The sequence below is a fragment of the Brevundimonas sp. genome (genome assembly GCF_036399195.1).
Lineage (GTDB): Bacteria > Pseudomonadota > Alphaproteobacteria > Caulobacterales > Caulobacteraceae > Brevundimonas.
Genome location: NZ_DASWNO010000079.1, coordinates 1 through 17,607, shown reverse-complemented (window position 1 = coordinate 17,607; position 17,607 = coordinate 1). Strand labels below are relative to the sequence as shown.

20 protein-coding genes and 3 tRNA genes are annotated in these 17,607 nt (G+C 68.0%); 15 read left to right on the top strand and 8 right to left on the bottom strand.

The features are described 5' to 3' along the window. The 4 genes from VGB60_RS03965 to VGB60_RS03950 all read right to left on the bottom strand — a co-directional run. On the bottom strand, positions 1-1,040 hold a 1,040-nt coding region (locus tag VGB60_RS03965; RefSeq protein ID WP_331036980.1), incomplete at its 3' end, for a magnesium transporter. Between the two features lie 60 nt (positions 1,041-1,100). After that, a tRNA-Leu gene (locus VGB60_RS03960) sits at positions 1,101-1,187 on the bottom strand. A gap of 87 nt (positions 1,188-1,274) precedes the next feature. Beyond that, on the bottom strand, positions 1,275-1,649 hold the full coding sequence (locus VGB60_RS03955; protein WP_331036979.1) for a four helix bundle protein: 375 nt from the start codon (positions 1,647-1,649) through the stop codon (positions 1,275-1,277). 72 nt (positions 1,650-1,721) lie between these two features. Further along, a complete protein-coding gene (locus VGB60_RS03950) occupies positions 1,722-2,018 on the bottom strand; it encodes a FliM/FliN family flagellar motor switch protein (RefSeq protein ID WP_331036978.1) in 297 nt (98 codons plus the stop codon). Between the two features lie 30 nt (positions 2,019-2,048). Here VGB60_RS03950 and lipB point away from each other — a divergent pair, with 30 nt between their 5' ends. Beyond that, a complete protein-coding gene (gene lipB / locus VGB60_RS03945) occupies positions 2,049-2,798 on the top strand; it encodes a lipoyl(octanoyl) transferase LipB (protein WP_331036977.1) in 750 nt (249 codons plus the stop codon). On the opposite strand, the gene VGB60_RS03940 is transcribed toward lipB, so the two are convergent. The 3 genes from VGB60_RS03940 to VGB60_RS03930 form a co-directional block, all read right to left on the bottom strand. Next, positions 2,795-4,459 carry an ATP-binding protein gene (locus tag VGB60_RS03940; RefSeq protein WP_331036976.1) on the bottom strand — a complete coding sequence of 555 codons (1,665 nt, stop codon included), beginning with the start codon at positions 4,457-4,459 and terminating at the stop codon, positions 2,795-2,797. The genes lipB and VGB60_RS03940 overlap by 4 nt on opposite strands. Then, on the bottom strand, positions 4,460-5,971 hold the full coding sequence (locus VGB60_RS03935) for an ATPase domain-containing protein (protein ID WP_331036975.1): 1,512 nt from the start codon (positions 5,969-5,971) through the stop codon (positions 4,460-4,462). A 126-nt stretch (positions 5,972-6,097) separates the two neighbouring features. Next, positions 6,098-8,080 carry an acetyl/propionyl/methylcrotonyl-CoA carboxylase subunit alpha gene (locus VGB60_RS03930; RefSeq protein WP_331036974.1) on the bottom strand — a complete coding sequence of 661 codons (1,983 nt, stop codon included), beginning with the start codon at positions 8,078-8,080 and terminating at the stop codon, positions 6,098-6,100. 221 nt (positions 8,081-8,301) lie between these two features. Here VGB60_RS03930 and VGB60_RS03925 point away from each other — a divergent pair, with 221 nt between their 5' ends. The 3 genes from VGB60_RS03925 (at position 8,302) to VGB60_RS03915 (ending at position 10,972) form a co-directional block, all read left to right on the top strand. Next, positions 8,302-9,795, top strand: a complete 1,494-nt coding sequence (locus VGB60_RS03925) for a hypothetical protein (RefSeq protein ID WP_331036973.1) — start codon at positions 8,302-8,304, stop codon at positions 9,793-9,795. Between the two features lie 100 nt (positions 9,796-9,895). Beyond that, the gene (gene msrB, locus VGB60_RS03920) at positions 9,896-10,387 is read left to right on the top strand and encodes a peptide-methionine (R)-S-oxide reductase MsrB (protein ID WP_331036981.1); all 492 of its coding nucleotides are present in this window, start codon (positions 9,896-9,898) and stop codon (positions 10,385-10,387) included. A gap of 60 nt (positions 10,388-10,447) precedes the next feature. Then, complete coding sequence (locus VGB60_RS03915; RefSeq protein ID WP_331036972.1) at positions 10,448-10,972, top strand: hypothetical protein; 525 nt, start codon at positions 10,448-10,450, stop codon at positions 10,970-10,972. 59 nt (positions 10,973-11,031) lie between these two features. Here VGB60_RS03915 and VGB60_RS03910 read toward each other — a convergent pair. Continuing rightward, positions 11,032-11,106: transfer RNA gene (locus tag VGB60_RS03910), tRNA-Thr, on the bottom strand. Between the two features lie 99 nt (positions 11,107-11,205). Here VGB60_RS03910 and VGB60_RS03905 point away from each other — a divergent pair. The 11 genes from VGB60_RS03905 to VGB60_RS03855 all read left to right on the top strand — a co-directional run. Beyond that, on the top strand, positions 11,206-11,388 hold the full coding sequence (locus VGB60_RS03905; protein ID WP_331036971.1) for a hypothetical protein: 183 nt from the start codon (positions 11,206-11,208) through the stop codon (positions 11,386-11,388). Positions 11,389-11,488: 100 nt separating this feature from the next. Continuing rightward, the gene (murA, locus tag VGB60_RS03900) at positions 11,489-12,778 is read left to right on the top strand and encodes a UDP-N-acetylglucosamine 1-carboxyvinyltransferase (RefSeq protein WP_331036970.1); all 1,290 of its coding nucleotides are present in this window, start codon (positions 11,489-11,491) and stop codon (positions 12,776-12,778) included. Beyond that, the gene (locus VGB60_RS03895) at positions 12,768-13,247 is read left to right on the top strand and encodes a DUF2948 family protein (protein WP_331036969.1); all 480 of its coding nucleotides are present in this window, start codon (positions 12,768-12,770) and stop codon (positions 13,245-13,247) included. The genes murA and VGB60_RS03895 overlap by 11 nt, the downstream gene beginning before the upstream one ends. Beyond that, complete coding sequence (locus VGB60_RS03890; RefSeq protein WP_331036968.1) at positions 13,244-13,708, top strand: UPF0262 family protein; 465 nt, start codon at positions 13,244-13,246, stop codon at positions 13,706-13,708. Before VGB60_RS03895 ends, VGB60_RS03890 begins: the two co-directional genes overlap by 4 nt. Positions 13,709-13,927: 219 nt before the next feature. After that, a complete protein-coding gene (gene infA / locus VGB60_RS03885; protein WP_013269122.1) occupies positions 13,928-14,149 on the top strand; it encodes a translation initiation factor IF-1 in 222 nt (73 codons plus the stop codon). Between the two features lie 12 nt (positions 14,150-14,161). After that, a complete protein-coding gene (locus tag VGB60_RS03880) occupies positions 14,162-14,737 on the top strand; it encodes a nucleoside triphosphate pyrophosphatase (protein WP_331036967.1) in 576 nt (191 codons plus the stop codon). Further along, on the top strand, positions 14,734-15,765 hold the full coding sequence (locus VGB60_RS03875; protein ID WP_331036966.1) for an RNA-binding protein: 1,032 nt from the start codon (positions 14,734-14,736) through the stop codon (positions 15,763-15,765). Before VGB60_RS03880 ends, VGB60_RS03875 begins: the two co-directional genes overlap by 4 nt. A 2-nt stretch (positions 15,766-15,767) precedes the next feature. After that, positions 15,768-15,932, top strand: coding sequence for a DNA gyrase inhibitor YacG (locus VGB60_RS03870; RefSeq protein WP_331036965.1), 165 nt, complete (start codon positions 15,768-15,770; stop codon positions 15,930-15,932). Between the two features lie 64 nt (positions 15,933-15,996). Then, positions 15,997-16,072 (top strand) — tRNA-Phe (locus VGB60_RS03865). A gap of 383 nt (positions 16,073-16,455) precedes the next feature. Next, complete coding sequence (gene exbB, locus VGB60_RS03860) at positions 16,456-17,340, top strand: tonB-system energizer ExbB (RefSeq protein ID WP_331036964.1); 885 nt, start codon at positions 16,456-16,458, stop codon at positions 17,338-17,340. Between the two features lie 5 nt (positions 17,341-17,345). After that, positions 17,346-17,607: biopolymer transporter ExbD (locus VGB60_RS03855; RefSeq protein ID WP_331036963.1), on the top strand; the 262-nt coding region annotated here is incomplete at its 3' end.

Below are 17,607 nucleotides of genomic sequence, written 5' to 3'. Positions count from 1 at the left end.
ATGGCGGAGACGATCGGCATCAGCACCGCCAGCGCCACGATCTGCTCGATCGTCGCACCGAAGAAGGCGATGACGCTGGCGCCGAACACCGCCGTCGCCAGATTGATCGCCAGCCAGGGCACGCGGCCGCGGACGATCTCGGAGACCGACGACCCACGGTCCTCGTCGCTGACGCCGGCGAGGCGCAGGATGTCCTCGCGGTTCTCTTCCTGGATGATGTTGACGATGTCGTCGACGGTGATCTGGCCCACCAACCGGCCGGCGGAGTCGACCACCGGGGCGGAGATCAGGTGGTATTTCTCGAAGATGTAGGCGACCTCTTCCTGGTCCTGGTCGACGGCGATCTCGTTGACCGGCTCCATCAGGTCCGCGAGGGCGGCGGCGCGAGGGGCGCGCAGCAGGCGGCTGATGGCGATGCCGCCGACCGGCCGGTTCACGGGGTCGACCACATAGATGTCGAAGAACAGCTCCGGCAGGTCCTCGCCCTGCTTGCGGATGTGATCAATGGTGTCGCCGACGTTCCAGAACTCGGGCGCGGCCATCACCTCGCGCTGCATCATGCGGCCGGCGGAGTCCTCGGCGTAGCCCAGCGAGCTCTCGATGGCCGCGCGGTCGACGTCCGGCATCGCCGCCAACACCCGCTCGCGCTGGTCATCTTCCAGATCTTCCACCACCGCGGCGGCGTCGTCGGAGTCCAGTTCCTGCAGAGCCTCGGCCAGGATCAGGTGGGGGACGCGCTCCAACACCTCCTCGCGGATGCCGTCGTCCAGCTCGGGCAGGGTGTCGGCCAGCAGTTCCGGCGGCAGCCACAGCACCACCACGGCGCGGTGCTCGGCCGTCAGGAAGCCCATCAGGTCGGCGACGTCCGCCGGGTGAAGGTCCTCAAGCAGCGAGCGGAGCTTGTCCCCGTCCCCGGCGTCGGACGCGTCGACCACCTTCTCGACGAAGGCGGCGGTCAGGACATAGTCCTCGTCGAGGGCGTCGTGATCGATGTCGGGATCGAGGGAGGGGGGCAGGGGGGCGGTTGCGGTGGTGCTCACGCTCGGCCTCCCCTGTCTGTTCAGTCAGCTATAAGCCGTGGACAACCCTGCTAAAAACGATGGTGCGGTCGAGAAGACTCGAACTTCCACTCCGGTTAGGGAACAGCGACCTCAACGCTGCGCGTCTACCAATTCCGCCACGACCGCTCGCATCGGAGGGGGGCTGATAGCGGACGGAGGCGTGGAAGGGAAGGGGGCGTTTGAGGCAGCAGGCAGAAGGCAGCAGGCAGCAGGTCAGCGTGATGGAGTCGCCTGGACGCGGTCGATCAAACCATGGAGCATTCGGCCAACTTCTTCGCTCTGCTCGATGAGTGGTCCGGCAACGTCAGAACCGGCCAGACCAATCCGCTCAGCGAGCATCAGGTGCGTCTCCAGTTCCTTCAGCGAGCCGCGAGCGACCCTCAGAAAGTTCAGATAGCTTTGCTTGCTGGCTCGGCCGTACCCCTCCGCGATATTCGCCGCCACCGAAACGGCTGCTCTGCGACTTTGAGAAGTGAGCCCGAAGAGCTCCTCCCGTGGAAAGTCCCGAGTGAGCGCGTAGGTGGCGACCGCGACATCCATCGCCCGCTGCCAAACAACCAAATCTCGGTAGCTGCGGACTTCTGACATTCTGGCCTCCATCGGAGGCTGATGCTATCTTCGGTTCAGCAGCTATACAATCTCTGCCTGCTGCCTGCTGCCTCAGGCCGCCCCCGCCATGAAATCATACACATCCGCCGCCCGCGTCACCGTGATGGCGATGCGGTCCTCGCGGATTTCGATCTCGCCCCGCGCCACCGGGTGATTGTTGGCGAGGATCCAGACCTCGTCATGCTCGGAGGCGTCGAGCGGAATCACGGCCCCGCGGCCCATCCGCAGCAGCTGGTTCATGGGCAGCACCGAACGCCCCAGGACGACCGAGATCTCGACTTCGACGGCTTCGATCTGGCTCATGGGGGACTCGGATACTGATACTGACGGCGCGGTCTGGACTTGCATGGCGCTCCTGACCCCCACATTGGGGGCCTCATGCTTTCCCAAGCCTTAAGCGAAGCCGTAGCAAAACTGTCCCGGACCGACGGGGCGGCGGTCGAGTGGGCGGTGTCGCGCGGCTACGTTCCATACGAGGCCGCCGTGCTCGCAATGGAGGCGCGCGCGGCGGCGATCGCAGCGGGCGAGGCGGGCGAGCTGGTGTGGCTGCTCGAGCATCCGCCGCTGTACACGGCGGGCGTCTCTTCGAAGGACGGCGACCTGATCGACGCCAGCCGTTTTCCTGTTCATCGCACGGGACGAGGGGGGCAGTTCACCTACCACGGGCCCGGGCAACGCGTCGCCTATGTGATGCTGGACCTGAACGCCCGCGGCCGCGACGTCCGGGCGTTCGTGCGCGGGCTGGAACAATGGATCATCTCCGCGCTGGGCGCCTTCGGCGTCCCGGCCGATGTGCGCGAGGGGCGGGTTGGGGTCTGGGTCGAGCGCAAGGGGCCTGGCTGGTCCCGCGAGGACAAGATCGCCGCCATTGGGGTCAAGGTGCGGAAATGGGTCAGCTTCCACGGCGTCAGCGTGAACGTGGAGCCGGACCTCGGCCACTTCAGCGGCATCGTCCCTTGCGGGATTTCGGAGCACGGGGTGACCAGCCTGATCGACCTCGGCGTGGCGGCCACGATGGACGACGCCGACGGGGCTCTGCGAGCCGCCTTCGAGGCCGTGTTCGGGCCGACCATCCGCACATCGCCGCCGATGGCAGGCGCAACGCCGACAACCGCGCCTGCCAGCTAGGCGGCCGCGGTCTCGAGGGAAGCGTTCACCGCCGCCGCGAGTTCGGCGATCCGGAAGGGTTTGCGCAGCACGTTCTCGGGCTCCATCACCGCTTCAACGGCGGCCATGTCCGCGAAGCCGGTGGAGAGGATGATCCTCTGGCCCGGAAAGCGCTCGCGCACCTTGTGGATCACGTCCACGCCGGTCAGGCCGGGCATTGCATAGTCGACGATCAAAAGCGCGGGGCGGGCGTCGTCCAGCCGCGCCAGCGCTTCGCGTCCACCGGCGGCCTGATCGACCTCGTATCCGAGAGTCTCAAGGCATTCGACGATGAAGCGGCGCACGCCGTCGTCGTCATCCACCACCAGGATCCGATCCTTTTGCGCGCCCCGGGCCATGTCCAGGCGCGCTTCGGGCGCGTCCGATTGCGCCGTTTCGGCCGTGACGGGAAGCCAGATCTCGACGGTCGATCCCTCGCCTTCGACGCTGTGGATGCGAACCGTTCCGCCGGACTGTCGGGCGATGCCGTAGACTTGGCTCAGGCCCAGCCCGGTGCCCTTGCCGACCGCCTTGGTGGTGAAGAAGGGATCGAACACCTTTTCCAGCAGGGCCTCGGGGATTCCTTGTCCGGTGTCGGTCACGGAGATCACCACTGACTCGCCTTCAGCATCCTGCGGACGGCGAACATCGGTCGCGATCGTGAGGGCGCCCCCCTCCGGCATCGCGTCGCGTGCGTTGATGGCGAGGTTGAGGATGGCCAGTTCCAGCTGGTTGGCGTCGGCCATCGCCCAGGCGCGGGGGTCGCCGAGCCGCGTCTCGATCCGGATCTGGCTGCCGATGGTGCGGGCCAGCAGGTCCTTCATGCCGTCGACCAGCCCGTTTACGTCGACCGGCTTCAGGGTCAGGCTCTGGGTTCGCGAGAAGGCGAGCAGTTGCTGCGTCAGCTTGGCCGCCCGATCCGCCGCCTGCCGGGCGTACTCGCTGAGCCGCTGCGTCCGCTCGTCGGTCGAGCGGCCCTGGATCAGTTCAAGGTTGCCGTAAATGACGGTGAGCAGGTTGTTGAAATCGTGGGCGATCCCGCCGGTCAGCTGCCCGACCGCCTCCATCTTCTGCGACTGCACCAGCGCGGCCTGAACGCGCTCGCGCTCGGCGACCTCCTGCATCAGCTGGTTGTTGGCGTTGGACAGCGCCTCGGTCCGCTCGAGGATGCGCGACTCCAGCGATCCATTGAGGGCCCTGAGGTCTTCCTCGGCCCGCTTCAGATCCTCGAGCCGACGCCGGGCTTCGTACTGGCGCTTGCGGCCCCGGAAGGCGGAGGCGACCGCGCTGACCAGTGTGTCGCCGTGGACCGGCCGCTCCAGCACCACCACGTTGCCCAGCTGTTCCAGGATCCGCGCGGCTTCGCGCGGCCGGGCGCCGGACCGCTTCGTCGCCATGACGATGAAGGGAAAGTCAGACCACGCCGGCTGCGCTTCCAGCCACTCCACCAGCATCCGGCGGTCCGTATCGGCGAGCGACTCCTCGGTCACGATGGCGATGGACGCGCCCGCGGCGAGCTCGGCGGCCAGCATCGGCACGCCGTCGCAGACCACGCAGCCGTGATCCTGCTTCGCCAGGATCTGCTCGATCACCTGGGCGTCCCGGCCGCGAAGAGCCAGGATGAGGACACGGCTTTCGGCCATCTAGTCCTCGGCCGCCGCGGGTTCGGCCGACATCATCGGCGTCTTTCCGCGGTAGTTCGGCAGCCCGGTCAGGACGCCCTCGAAGTCCGCCAGCGGACTGCCGATCTTCACGCCTTCCTCGGTCAGCAGGAATTCCCGAATGCTGGTCTCGTGGTCTGTGGTGCGGCTCTTGGCGACTGAGACCGCCTTCAACACCTGCCCGCGCCATTCGAAATAGCGGAACAGCACGATGGTGTCGGAGAGATACGACAGGTCCAGCTCGGAGCGAATGTCGCCGACGATGCCATGCTGGCCCAGCACCAGCATCGTGATCACGCCCTGCTGATTCAGATAGCTCAGCATTTCGTGCATCTGCAGCAGCAGGAATTTCTCGCCTGGCATGGCCTGTAGGAAGGCGTTCAGGCTGTCGATGACGATGAACCGCGCGCCGTCCTGCTCGACTGCGTTGCGAACCCAGCTGGCGAACTCGCCGGGCGTAAGTTCCGCGGGGTCGATCTGGTGGACCCGGAGGTCGCCCGACGCCAGGTGCGGCGCCAGGTCCATGCCCATGGCCTTCGACCGCGCCAGCATCGTCCCCATGCCCTCGTCGAACAGGAAGTACGCCGCCTTCTCGCCCCGCTCGATGGCTGTAAGCCCGGCGCGTATCGCCGTCGTCGTCTTGCCGACGCCTGAGGGCCCGTTCAACAGGGTGTTGGTGCCGACGGTCAGACCGCCGCCCAGCATCTGGTCGAAATTGTCGATGCCGGTGGAGACCGTCTGCGCCTTGAAATCCGTGTGGTGCTCGGCCGCGATCAGGCGGGGGAAGACCGCGACGCCGCCGGTCTCGATGGCGAAGTCGTGGAAGCCGCCCCGGTATTTGACGCCGCGCATCTTCACCACCCGCAGCCGCCGCCGCTCGGTGCCGTAGTCCTGCGCCGCCTGCTCAAGCGTGATGACGCCGTGGGCGATGCTGTGCAGCTGCAGGTCGCCGGGGTCGGAGCTGCGGTCGTCGAGCATCAGGACGGTGCAAGCGCGTGTCGAGAAATACTGTTTCATCGCAAGGATCTGGCGGCGGTACCGGAGGGAGCTCTGAGCCAGCAGCCGCAGTTCGGACAGGCTGTCGAAAACCACCCGCTTGGGGCGCAGCCGGTCGACGCACTCCATCACGCCCTGGATCGTCTCGCCCAACTCGACTTCGGAGGGCTCAAGGATCGACTGCTCGCTGTCGGGATCCAGGCCGTCCTCGTTGACGAGTTCGAACAGTTCGATGCCGTCCAGCGACCAGCCGTGGCTTTGGGCGACCTCGCGCAGTTCGGCTGCGGTCTCGGACAGGGTGATGTACAGGCCCGGCTCCCCCAGCCGGGCGCCCTCCAGCAGGAACTGGAGCGCGATCGTGGTCTTGCCGCTGCCCGGCGTGCCTTCGAGCAGATAGGAGCGATTGGCCGTCAGCCCGCCGCCAAGGATGTTGTCGAGGTCGCCGATCCCCGTCGAGATGCGTCCGTCTTTCACGCCGTTGCGAGCGGGGCTGTTCATACGATCCTTCGTCCGTTGCGTGCTGAGACCACGTCGGACGGGAGAAACGAGCGTAGCCGTTTTTGGCTCCGCCAATGCTGTGGATTTGCTGGCTATTCCGCGCGTGGCCGCGGCGGCGGTGCAGCCCTAGGCGAACTCGACCAGCACGTCGTCCGCGGCCACCGGGTCGCCGGCCTTGGCGCTGACCGCCTTCACCACGCCGTCGCGCTCGGCCTTGAGGATGTTCTGCATCTTCATGGCCTCGATGATGGCGACGGTTTCGCCGGTCTTGACCTCCTGACCCACGGTCACCGGAATGGCGACGACGAGCCCCGGCATGGGAGACTGGATCAGCTTCGACGTGTCGGCCGCGATCTTCTCCGGGAGGCGGGCGTAGAGGGCGGCGACCATGGGCGACAGGACGCGCACACGGGCCCTGGCGGCGCGGTGGCGTATGACGAAGCCATCCGCCACGCGCGATATCTCAGCCGTGTAGGGCTCGCCGTCCAGCACCGCGCGGAACTGGGCCAGGCCCGGCCGCCAGTCGATCTCGGACACCTGAAGCGCCCGGTCTTCGCCGACCAGCGACAGGGTCAGCGCCTCGTCGTCGTCGTAGTCCAGCGACACGCCGTGCGCCTCGCCACCCACCAGAACGATCCAGTCGGTGCGGCCGGAGGGGTCGCCGGAGGCTTCCGAAGCGATCTCGTTCATGGCCGCGGCGGTGGCGATCAGGATATCCGTCTGCCGCCGGTCGGGTGACAGGCCGTGGAAGCCCTCGGGGAATTCATCCTTGATGTAGCTGGTCGAGATGTTGCCCGAGCGGAAGCGCGGCTGGTCCATGACCGCGGCGAGGAACGGGATGTTGTGGCCGACGCCGTGGATGTGGGTGTCCTCCAGCGCCCGGGCCATCCCTGTCACGGCGGCGTCGCGGGTCTCGCCCCAGGCGCACAGCTTGGCGATCATCGGGTCGTAGAACATGCTGATCTCGTCGCCCTCGCGGACGCCGGAGTCGTTGCGCACGGTGTAGTCGCCCTGATCGCCTTCCTCCGGCTGCTCGTACCGGACCAGCCGCCCGATCGAGGGCAGGAAGCCGCGGTAGGGGTCCTCGGCGTAGATGCGGCTCTCGATGGCCCAGCCCCTGATGGCCAGGTCCTCCTGCCCGAAGGCCAGCCGCTCGCCCCAGGCCGAGCGGATCATCTGCTCGACCAGATCGACGCCGGTGATCAGTTCGGTCACTGGATGTTCGACTTGAAGACGGGTGTTCATCTCAAGGAAAAAGAAGGATTTGTCTTGACCCGCGACGAACTCGACCGTCCCGGCGCTGTCGTAGTTCACGGCCTTGGCGAGCGCCACCGCCTGGGCGCCCATGGCTGCTCGCGTCTCGGGGTCGAGAAGGGGGGAGGGGGCCTCCTCGATGACCTTCTGATTCCGCCGCTGGATCGAGCACTCGCGCTCAAACAGGTGGACAACGGCGCCGTGCTTGTCGCCCATCACCTGAATCTCGATGTGGCGCGGGTCGATGATGAACTTCTCGAGGAACACTCGGTCGTCGCCAAAGGCGTTCAGCGCCTCGGCCTTCACGGCGGCGAAGCCTTCGGCCATGTCGGCGTCGGAATGCGCGACGCGAATGCCCTTGCCGCCGCCGCCGGCCGAGGCCTTGATCATGATCGGATAGCCGATCTCGTTGGCGATGCGGACGGCCTCTTCGGTCGTTTCGATCAGGCCCATGTGGCCTGGGACGGTGGACACGCCGGCCTCAGCGGCCAGTTTCTTGGAGCTGATCTTGTCGCCCATGGCCTCGATGGCCTCGGGGTTGGGGCCGATGAAGGCGATGCCCTCGTCGCGAAGGCGCCGCGCGAAGCTCGCGTTCTCGCTCAGGAAGCCGAAGCCGGGGTGAACGGCTTCCGCGCCCGTCTGGCGCACGGCCTCCACGATCTTGTCGGCCAGGAGATAGGACTGCGCGGCCGGGGCCGGTCCGATCAGCACCGCCTCGTCGGCCATCTCAACAGCCAGCGACCCGGCGTCGGCCTCGGAATAAACCTGCACGGTTTTGATCCCCATGCGGCGGCAGGTCTTGATGATCCGGACGGCGATTTCGCCGCGATTGGCTATCAGGATTTTGGAGAACATGTCGTCTTTTGATCTGAAGCGAACGTGATCGCCGCGTGACGGGGGCACGCCCCGATTAGGCCGCGATCAGGCGGGAGTAAACCGAGGGTGCGCGGGGATGCAGCGTTCGGACTTGGCAAAGCCTCTGCCGATGGGGTTAAACCCGTTCCGGTCGCGTTCATCGACGATCACCGACGTTCCCCTTTCGCCCGCCCGCTTTCCTGGCCACGGAGCCCCGACCGATGTCCCGCCTTCTGAACTTCGCCGCCGCCGCGGCGCTCACCGTGGCCCTGAGCGCGGGCGCCGCCGTCGCCCAGGATTTCCGCGCCCTCGCCCGGCAGGACTTGCAGCGGGCGCACGACGAGCTGGCGGCCAACCATCCGGCGGCCGCGCTCAGCGGCCCCGCCAGCCGAACCTTCCGCGGCTGGCTCGACTCGGGCCTGCAGGACGCCCTGGGACGGGTGGGACAGGTCAACAGCGGCGACGCGCATGCGTACCTGATGCGCTACTACGCCGCCGGCTTCCGCGACTCCAACATCCGGATGACGCCGACCTTCGAGGGCATGGGTCCGTTCTTCGGCACCAGCTGGCCCGGCTTCACGACCGGCTGGCGCGACGGGAAATACGTCGTCACCTACGTCAAGCCGGGCGTGCGGGGCGCGCCGCGAATCGGCGACGCCGTCACCGAATGCAATCTGACCCCGATCGAGGAGTTCGCCCGCAACAAGCTCGATCTTTGGGAAGGCAACCTGGAGACCGAGGCGGGCCGCGTCACCTCGGCGCCCTATCTGCTGTGGAACCGGAACAACTCCTTCGCGCCCGGCGTGCCCTCGGTCTGCAGCTTCCAGAGCGGACGCGGCCGCCCGCGTGAAATCCAGATCCGGCCCGTGCCGGTCGTGGCCGGCGACCTGGAAGCGGCCTACCGGGCGACTGTCTACATGCCGCCCGCCAATCCGCTGGGCGTCGAGACGGTGAACGGCCGGCCGTGGGTCCATGTTCACTCCTTCGCCGACGACGCGGGCTGGCCGGCGTTCAGCGCCGCGATCGAGGGCCAGGCGGCTGCCCTGCGCGGACCGCAAGGTTTCGTGCTGGACCTGCGCGCCGCGGGCGGCTCGGGCCTCAACTCCTCGACGGCGCGCGGCTACGGCCTCGCCAACCGCATCTGGACGCCTGAGTTCACGGTCAGCCGCCAGCCGGCCGCCGGCGACATCACCTACCGAGCGACCCAGGGCAACCGTGACTGGTACGCGGCCGCGCTCGGACGCATGCAGGCCGACCCGCAGTTCGTTCAGGAGGCTGGACCGGTGATCGAGCAGACGCGCGAGATCGTCGCCGCCTTCGACGCCGCCATCGCCGCCGGACAGCCGACCTTCACCCTCGCAGGCCGGGCCGCCGTCGCCGACACCGGCGCCGCCAACCCGGTGCAGGGACCGGTCGTCGTGCTGGTGGACGCAGGCTGCTCCGGCGGCTGCCTGGACACCCTCGATCTCCTGTCGAAGCTGCCCAACGTGCGCATCGCCGGCTCGACCACGGCGACGGACTCGATCTTCGTCGAGCCGACCGTGCTGCGTCTGCCCTCGAACTATGCGGACCTGAGCTACGGCCACAAGGCCTGGACCTCGCGTCCGCGGGCCAACAACGAGCCGTACACGCCGGCTGCGGGTCTCGCCTATACGGGCAACCCCGCCGACGAGGCCGCGGTGAGAGCCTGGGTCGGGACGCTGTTCGGCGGCTGATCGCATCAGGACGATCAAGGGCCGGTCAGGGAGACCTGACCGGCCCTTTCCCTGCCCGGAACCGTTTGCGCAGCCGCGGACCGCTTCCTACCTCATGCCCATGACGCAACCGACCGACGCCGCACCCGTCCGCTCCCTTTCCGGCTATGACCTGACGCCGCCGAGCGACAGCCAGCGCGTGGCGCTGGAGGCCGATCTCTCGCCGGAAGAGAAGCGAGTCCTTCTCGCCCATGGCACCGAGGCGCCGTTCTGCGGGACCCTGCTGGGCGAGAAGCGGTCCGGGGTGTTCTGCTGCCGCCAATGCGGCCTTCCACTCTTCCGCACCGGCACGAAGTTCGAGAGCGGCACGGGCTGGCCCAGCTTCACCGAGCCTGTGGACGAGGCGCATGTGAGGGCGATCACCGACCGCACCTACGGCATGGTCCGCACCGAGACGCGCTGCGCCCGCTGCGACAGCCACCAGGGCCATGTGTTTCCTGATGGACCAGGGCCGACAGGCCTGCGCTACTGCATCAACTCGGTGGCGCTCAGCTTCGTGCCGGAAGGGTCGCCTCTGCCGGACCCGCTGGGACGCGGCGACGGCGTCGCCTGACGAACCGCCTGACCTTGGCCGCATTTGGGGCTAGGGTGATGGCCGAAGTGGAGTAGGCCCATGCTGATCACCGCGCTGATGATGACCGCGGCCCTGTCCGGCACTGAGCCCGACGGCGTCGTCGCCACCGCCCCCGCGACGCCGGTCTCGCTTGACGCCGCCTCTGCGCCGGAGACGCCGACGGTCGCGGGCGCCGCCCAGGCCGGCGTGCCGCACAACCTCAGCACCGACCAGCAGATCGACCGCTGGATCGCGCCTGCCTCCGCACCGGGATCGGCCGTCGATGGCGACGGCGCCATCCGCTGGGATCGCAAGCCCCATGCAGAGGTCAGCGTCACCGTGGGCACCGGCGGATACCGCGACTACGGAGCCGTCGTGACTGGACCGATCGGCGAGAACGGGCAGTTCAGCCTCAGCTACCGGCAGGTCGAGAACGGCTATGGCTACCGCTACGGGATCGGTGATCCGTATTTCGACGACAGCGGCTATGCCTTTCCGGGGCGCTATCAGCCGGGCGCGGCGGCGGAATACGAATCACGGGTCATGCGCCCCGAGGGGCCGCCGCAGCTCCGCGCCCGGCGCTGACCCCCGCTCCAGAATGACAAAAGGCCCGATCGATGATCGGGCCTTTCGCATTTCAGAAGTGGTGCCGCCGGGGGGAATCGAACCCACGACCTCAGCCTTACCAAGGATGCGCTCTACCACTGAGCTACGGCGGCCTGATCTGAGGAAGCGGCCCTATAGCCAACCGGGGACAATGGGGGAAGCCCCGATTTGCCCCGCTTGCGGAAAACCTGCCGCGCGCGTCAGATCGGAGCATGGATGAGTCGAAGACGCCCGCGCCCCGCCCGGACCTGCCGGCCACCCAGCCGGACCCGCTGGCGCCGCCTAGAACGCCCGCCACGGCCCGGGCGCAGCGCCTGGCCACGGCCTTGCGGGACAATCTGAAGCGCCGCAAGGCGGCGGCCCGCGCGGCGCGGCCGGGCAAGGTCAGCAACTGAAAACGGCCGGCGGCTGACGGCGGCCTTTCGCGACGGCGCCTGTCCGCGCTAGATAGCCGATCCTCCCGCTGCGCCCTGCAGGGGGGCCTGACGAGACGACATGGACAGCATCGCCATCACCGGCGGCGCCCGCCTGAACGGGGTCATCCCGATCAGCGGCGCCAAGAACTCCGCCCTCAAGCTGATGGCCGCGTCGATCCTGACCGACCAGCCGCTGCTGCTGACCAACATGCCGAGGCTGGCGGACACCAAGTTTCTGGGCCGGCTGCTGGGCGAACTCGGTGTCTCGGTCGAGGAGCGCGACGGCGCGGACGGGACCGAGACGCTGTTCCACGCGCGGGAAATCACCTCGACCTTCGCGCCATACGATCTCGTCCGTCAGATGCGGGCGAGTTTCAACGTGCTGGGTCCGCTGCTGGCCCGCACCGGCCATGCCAAGGTCTCGCTGCCGGGCGGCTGCACCATCGGAGCCCGGCCCGTGGACCTGCACATTCAGGCGCTGACGGCGTTCGGGGCGGCGATCGAGCTGGCCGAGGGCTATGTCTCGGCCACGGCCCCGACGGGGCTGCGCGGCGCCGAGATCGAGTTCCCCTTCGTTTCGGTCGGCGCCACCGAGCACGCCCTGCTGACGGCGGTTCTGGCGCAGGGAACGACCGTCCTGCGACGCGCCGCGATGGAGCCGGAGATCGGCGATCTGGCGCGCTGCCTGACCGCCATGGGCGCCAAAATCGACGGCGTCGACACCGATGTCCTGACCATCGAGGGCGTGACCTCTCTGAACGGCGCCGACTGGTCCGTGATTCCCGACCGGATCGAGATGGGGTCCTACGCCGTCGCCGCGGCCATGGCGGGCGGCGAGGTGCGGTTGAGCAGGGCCCGTCCGGAATTGATGACCGCCTTGTCCGAAAAGATGGTCGCCGCGGGCGTCGAGGTCGAGCCTACGGCGGACGGCGTGATCGTGCGACGGGACCCGGCGGTGCGCCTGAAGGCGGTGGATGTCACAACCGAGGTCTATCCGGGTTTCGCCACCGACCTGCAGGCCCAGTTCATGACCCTGATGACCACCGCCGAGGGCGACAGCGTCATCCATGAGAACATTTTCGAGAACCGTTTCATGCACGCGCCCGAGCTGGCGCGGCTGGGGGCTGACATTTCGGTGCATGCGGGCGAGGCGGTGGTGCGGGGCGTGCCCTCGCTGCGGGGGGCCCCGGTCATGGCCACGGACCTGCGCGCCTCGGTCAGCCTGGTGATCGCCGGCATGGCGGCCGAGGGCGAGACCACCGTGGGACGGGTCTACCACCTGGACCGCGGCTTCGAACGGCTGGAGGAGAAGCTCAGCGCGTGCGGAGCCGACATCCGGCGGGTCAAGGGCGACGGCCATGAGCACTGAGTTTCAGCCCGAACCGCCGCAACTGGCCGCCTCGGCGCCGCCCGAGCCGCTCCGGCTGCTGGCCGAGGACGCCGACGACCTGCACATCATCTCAGCCGCCCTGCAGGATGCGATCATGCGGCCGGTGGACATTGTGTGGGAACCGTCGGCTCGCCGGGTCACGCTGAAGCTCAGCCGGTTCTGCTGGGAATGCGGCGGCACGCGCGTGATGGCCGCCATGCAGTTCGGCGACGTGACGGCGGTCAAGAGCCGGCGACTGCCCCGTTCGCCCGAGAGCGCGCTGGAGCTGCTGGCCATGGACTTCGCCCCCGACGAAGCGCCCGGCGGCCGGGTCATGCTGATGTTCGCGGGCGGCGGGGACCTGCGCATCGATGTCGAATGCCTCGACGCGGTGCTGACTGACCTGTCCGAGCGTTGGCCCGCCAAGCTCGCGCCGACCCATCTGGATCCGCAAGGGGATCCGGCGTGACGGATCACCGGCTGGCTTCGGTCGAACTGGACGCAGCCACCCTTCCGGCGGCGACCGCGGAGATCGAGCACGAGCGGCGGGTGGCGATCTTCGATCTGGTCGAGGCCAACAGCTTCGAACCCGTCGGAGCGCCGGCGGGGCCCTATGCGCTGAAGCTGTCGCTGCAGGATACCCGGCTGGTTTTCGACATCGCCGGCCCGGCGTTCAGCCGCGCCTACGGTCTGTCCCTGACCCCCCTGAAGGGGGTGATCCGCGACTACATCCTGATCTGCGACAGCTACTACGAAGCCTTGCGCGGCACCTCCCCGGCCCAGATCGAGGCGGTCGACATGGGCCGGCGCGGCCTGCACAACGAGGGCGCGGAACTGCTGACGGCGCGGCTGGACGGCAAGATCGTCATCGACCACGAGACGGCCCGGCGCCTGTTCACCCTGGTCACGGCGCTGTACCGGCGGGGATGAGGGACTAGGGATTAGGGATTAGGTCCTGGCTGGCGCTGCGATAGCGCTCTGCGCCGCCTCGCCATCCGTCATCCCTAGTCCCTCATCCCTGATCCCTCGCCGGCGGCTGAACCACCGCCTCGACTATGCCGCCGATTTCAGGCATACGCCCGCTCCTCAAACACGCGCGCTTTCGCCCGGCGTGGGTTCAGAGACGTATTCAAGGGCGCGAGAGGCCGCATGGCTAAGGAAGAACTGCTCGAGTTTCCCGGCGTTGTCAGCGAGCTGCTGCCGAACGCGACGTTCCGCGTGCTGCTCGAGGGGAACGACCACGAGATCATCGCCCACACCGCCGGCAAGATGCGCAAGAACCGCATCCGCGTGCTGGCCGGGGACAAGGTGCTGGTCGAGATGACGCCCTACGACCTGACCAAGGGCCGCATCACCTACCGCTTCAAGTAAGGACGGGCTCGAATGAGCCGTCCAGAGCTGGTGCTGGCCTCCGCCAGCCCCCGCCGCATCGAGCTGCTGGCGCTGGTCGGCATCGTCCCTGACCGCGTCGAACCCGCCGACATCGACGAGACCCCGCTGAAGGACGAGACGCCGTCGCGTCTCGCCGCGCGACTGGCCGTGTCCAAGGCCGAGGCCGTGGCGGCCGGCGCGCCAGAGGCTGTGGTGCTGGCCGCCGACACCGTCGTGGCGGTGGGCCGCCGGCTGCTGGAAAAGCCGGCCGACGAAGCCGAAGCGGCGCGATTCCTGAGATTGCTGTCCGGCCGAAATCACCGGGTCTTCAGCGGCGTCGCGGTGACGGCGGGGGTGCGGACCACCCACCGCGTCGTCGATACGCGGGTCAGCTTTAAGGTGCTGTCCGACACAGAGATCGCCGCCTATGTCGACTCGGGGGAGTGGCGTGGCAAGGCGGGCGGCTACGGCATCCAGGGGCGGGCAGGGGCCTTCGTCACCCGGCTGGTCGGCAGCTATCCGGCCGTGATGGGCCTGCCGCTGTTCGAGACGGTCAACCTCCTGAACGGCGCGGGCTGGCGCGCGTGAGCGTCGAGGTCTTTTTGGACGACACGCCCGGCGAGGTCCGGGGCATGATCGCCCGGAACGGTCGGTTCGAGCATCTGCTGATCCAGCGCGAGGGCGATGCGGCCGAACATCGGCTCGGCGCTCGCTGCGTGGGACGCATTTCGGAGGTGCATCCGGGCCTGAAGGGCGCCTTCGTCGATCTGGGACCCGTCGTCCAAGGCTTTCTCCCGTTCCGCGGGGCTGACCGTCTGACCACAGGTCAGAAGGTGGAGGTCGAGGTCACGGCGGAGCCGCGGGAGGGCAAGGGGCCGACTCTGCGCCTGATAGGACCCGCGGAGGGAGAGCCGCGGCTGATCTCGGCGGGACCGACCGTGGCCGAGACGCTGGCCCGCCTTGCGCCAGGCGTCACGCCCGTCGCCGGCCTCGCCGCCATTCAGGCCGGTTGGGATGCCGAGGAGGAGGCGGGCTGGCCCGGTGAGCTCTTTCCGGACACCGGACTTGACTTGGCGATCGAGCGAACGCGGGCCCTGATCGCCGTGGATCTGGATCTCGCGCCGGCGCCCGGCGTGGCGTTCGGCGCCGCGGCGAGGAGTCGGGCCAACCGGCAAGGTCTCCACTGCGCGGCGCGCATGATCCGGCTGAAGCGCTGGGGCGGGCTGGTCGCCATCGACCTGATCGGCGCCGGCAGGGACGGAGAGGTGGTGACGGCGGCGGCGAAGCAGGCGTTCAGCGGCGATCCGGACATCGTCTTCGGCCCCGTCAACCGCTTCGGCGTGCTGCAGCTCGCCCTGCCGTGGCGGCTGACCCCGCTGGAGGAGATCCTCAACGGTCCCGGCCACCGCCGGCGACCCGAGCAGCGGGCGCAGGACGTGGTCCGCAGTCTGCGCCACCGGCTGATGTCCGACACCACGACCGCCCGCGTCACCCTGCGCTGTTCGCCCGACGAGGCTGCCCGGGCGCGTCCGCTGGTGGCGAAACTGGGTCCGAGGGCTCATCTCATCGCGGATCCGGCGGTCGCGCCGGGCGCATTCACCTGGGAGGAGGGCTGACCATGGCGACCTGCCCAATCTGCCGCCGCAGGCCGACGGCGGAGGCCTACAAGCCGTTTTGCTCGAAGCGCTGCGCGGATGTCGATCTCCAGCGCTGGTTCACGGGCGGATACTCCATACCGGAGAGCGTCGACGAAGCCCCTTCAGAAGAGCGGGACGAAGACTGATCTGACGGCTGGACACCCCTGAAAGGCTCGCCTATAGACCCCGCTCCCGCGAGCGGAGCGCGTCGCCTGGGTAGCTCAGTTGGTAGAGCAGCGGATTGAAAATCCGCGTGTCGGTGGTTCGAATCCGCCCCCAGGCACCATCGCTCCCTCCCGCGGCGGCGCATGGCTGCCTCACATCATCAAAATGTCGCTTTCGCTCACGACCTTGGGGCGTTCGAAGCGCGCGCTCGTCCCCGAGGGGAAAAGCGCCGCCCCGCACTTGACGCTCTGGTAACCGTTCGTCAAAGGAGCTTGACCGCTTTCCTTTGCGGGCGGTCGGCGGAGAGGGAAAACGGTTTCCTTTTCCCGTCGGCGCCGCCCCCGGAGGCCGTATGGCAACCGGAAGCGTCAGCAGGCGTTGCGCAGATCGGGGTTCTCTTGAACCTCGTTTCTACGGGCGAGAATTTCATCGAGGGCGGTCGTCGTCTGCGGCCGTTTCTTTTGGGTTCCACAAGTCAGACCAAACAGCAGGAACTGGCGAACTATGTTCGATATGAAGAAGACCAACATCCTCCTGGCCATGGCCGGCGCTGCCGTCCTGATGGCTGGTACGCCGGTTCTCGCGCAGGATGCCCCCGCCGCCGCCCCGGCCGCCGCCGCTCCTGCGGCCGCTCCCGCCGCCACCGAAGGCGCCCCCGCGGCTGACGCCGGCGCCCCCGCCGTCGTCGGCGGCGACTCGCACGGCAAGATGACGCCTGCGAGCATGTTCATGGAAGCCGACCCGGTCGTTAAGACCGTGATGATCGGCCTCGTTCTGGCCTCCGTCTTCACCTGGGTTCTGCTGCTCATCAAGATGTTCGAGTTCAGCGCCCTGAACCGCAAGACCGACCAGTTCCTCGAGTCCTTCCGTCAGACCCGCACGATCGCCGACATGCGTCGCGTGGCGACGTCGGAAGAGTTCGACGGCAACCCGCTGGCCGACATGGCCGCCGCGGCGACCGACGAAATCGAGCTGTCGCGTCAGGCGGGCCTCTCGGTCACCGGCGATCACGCCGACTCGGCCCTGATGCGCGCCCAGCAAGCCGTTGCCGCCGTCCAGGCCGGTCTGGCCAAGCGCCTGTCGGGCGGACAGCAGTTCCTCGCCTCGGTGGGTTCGACCGGTCCGTTTATCGGTCTGTTCGGCACCGTCTACGGGATCATGAACTCGTTCATCGGCATCGCGAACACGAACACGACCAACCTGGCCGTCGTGGCCCCCGGCATCGCCGAGGCCCTGCTCGCCACCGGCATCGGTCTGTTCGCCGCCATCCCGGCCGTGATCTTCTACAACTACTTCCAGACGCGGATCGCCGCCTTCGGCACCCGTTCGGAAGGGTTCGTGGCCGAACTGATGAACGCGCTGTCCCGTCAGCTCGACAAAGGGGCCTGATGTAAATGGGAGCCAAGCTCTCCGGTCCTGGCGGCGGCTCGAAGTTCAACATCGAGCAGAACAGCGAAATCAACGTCACCCCGTTCGTGGACGTGATGTTGGTCCTGCTGATCATCTTCATGGTGGCGGCGCCGCTCGCCACCGTGTCGATCGAAGTGGACTTGCCGCCGGCGGTCGCTCCGCCGGCCCAGAACCCGCCCACCCCGATCTACATCTCCATCCAGAAGGACGGGGACGTGTTCATCGGCGACAAGCAGACGTCGGTGG

What these genes read in the sequence shown, in the direction of transcription:
- VGB60_RS03955 (WP_331036979.1), bottom strand. Translation starts at nt 1,649, where the DNA reads ATGTCAGAAGTCCGCAGCTACCGAGATTTGGTTGTTTGGCAGCGGGCG.
- VGB60_RS03950 (WP_331036978.1), bottom strand. Translation starts at nt 2,018, where the DNA reads ATGCAAGTCCAGACCGCGCCGTCAGTATCAGTATCCGAGTCCCCCATG.
- lipB (WP_331036977.1), top strand. Translation starts at nt 2,049, where the DNA reads ATGCTTTCCCAAGCCTTAAGCGAAGCCGTAGCAAAACTGTCCCGGACC.
- VGB60_RS03940 (WP_331036976.1), bottom strand. Translation starts at nt 4,459, where the DNA reads ATGGCCGAAAGCCGTGTCCTCATCCTGGCTCTTCGCGGCCGGGACGCC.
- VGB60_RS03935 (WP_331036975.1), bottom strand. Translation starts at nt 5,971, where the DNA reads ATGAACAGCCCCGCTCGCAACGGCGTGAAAGACGGACGCATCTCGACG.
- VGB60_RS03930 (WP_331036974.1), bottom strand. Translation starts at nt 8,080, where the DNA reads ATGTTCTCCAAAATCCTGATAGCCAATCGCGGCGAAATCGCCGTCCGG.
- VGB60_RS03925 (WP_331036973.1), top strand. Translation starts at nt 8,302, where the DNA reads ATGTCCCGCCTTCTGAACTTCGCCGCCGCCGCGGCGCTCACCGTGGCC.
- msrB (WP_331036981.1), top strand. Translation starts at nt 9,896, where the DNA reads ATGACGCAACCGACCGACGCCGCACCCGTCCGCTCCCTTTCCGGCTAT.
- VGB60_RS03915 (WP_331036972.1), top strand. Translation starts at nt 10,448, where the DNA reads ATGCTGATCACCGCGCTGATGATGACCGCGGCCCTGTCCGGCACTGAG.
- VGB60_RS03905 (WP_331036971.1), top strand. Translation starts at nt 11,206, where the DNA reads ATGGATGAGTCGAAGACGCCCGCGCCCCGCCCGGACCTGCCGGCCACC.
- murA (WP_331036970.1), top strand. Translation starts at nt 11,489, where the DNA reads ATGGACAGCATCGCCATCACCGGCGGCGCCCGCCTGAACGGGGTCATC.
- VGB60_RS03895 (WP_331036969.1), top strand. Translation starts at nt 12,768, where the DNA reads ATGAGCACTGAGTTTCAGCCCGAACCGCCGCAACTGGCCGCCTCGGCG.
- infA (WP_013269122.1), top strand. Translation starts at nt 13,928, where the DNA reads ATGGCTAAGGAAGAACTGCTCGAGTTTCCCGGCGTTGTCAGCGAGCTG.
- VGB60_RS03880 (WP_331036967.1), top strand. Translation starts at nt 14,162, where the DNA reads ATGAGCCGTCCAGAGCTGGTGCTGGCCTCCGCCAGCCCCCGCCGCATC.
- VGB60_RS03870 (WP_331036965.1), top strand. Translation starts at nt 15,768, where the DNA reads ATGGCGACCTGCCCAATCTGCCGCCGCAGGCCGACGGCGGAGGCCTAC.
- exbB (WP_331036964.1), top strand. Translation starts at nt 16,456, where the DNA reads ATGTTCGATATGAAGAAGACCAACATCCTCCTGGCCATGGCCGGCGCT.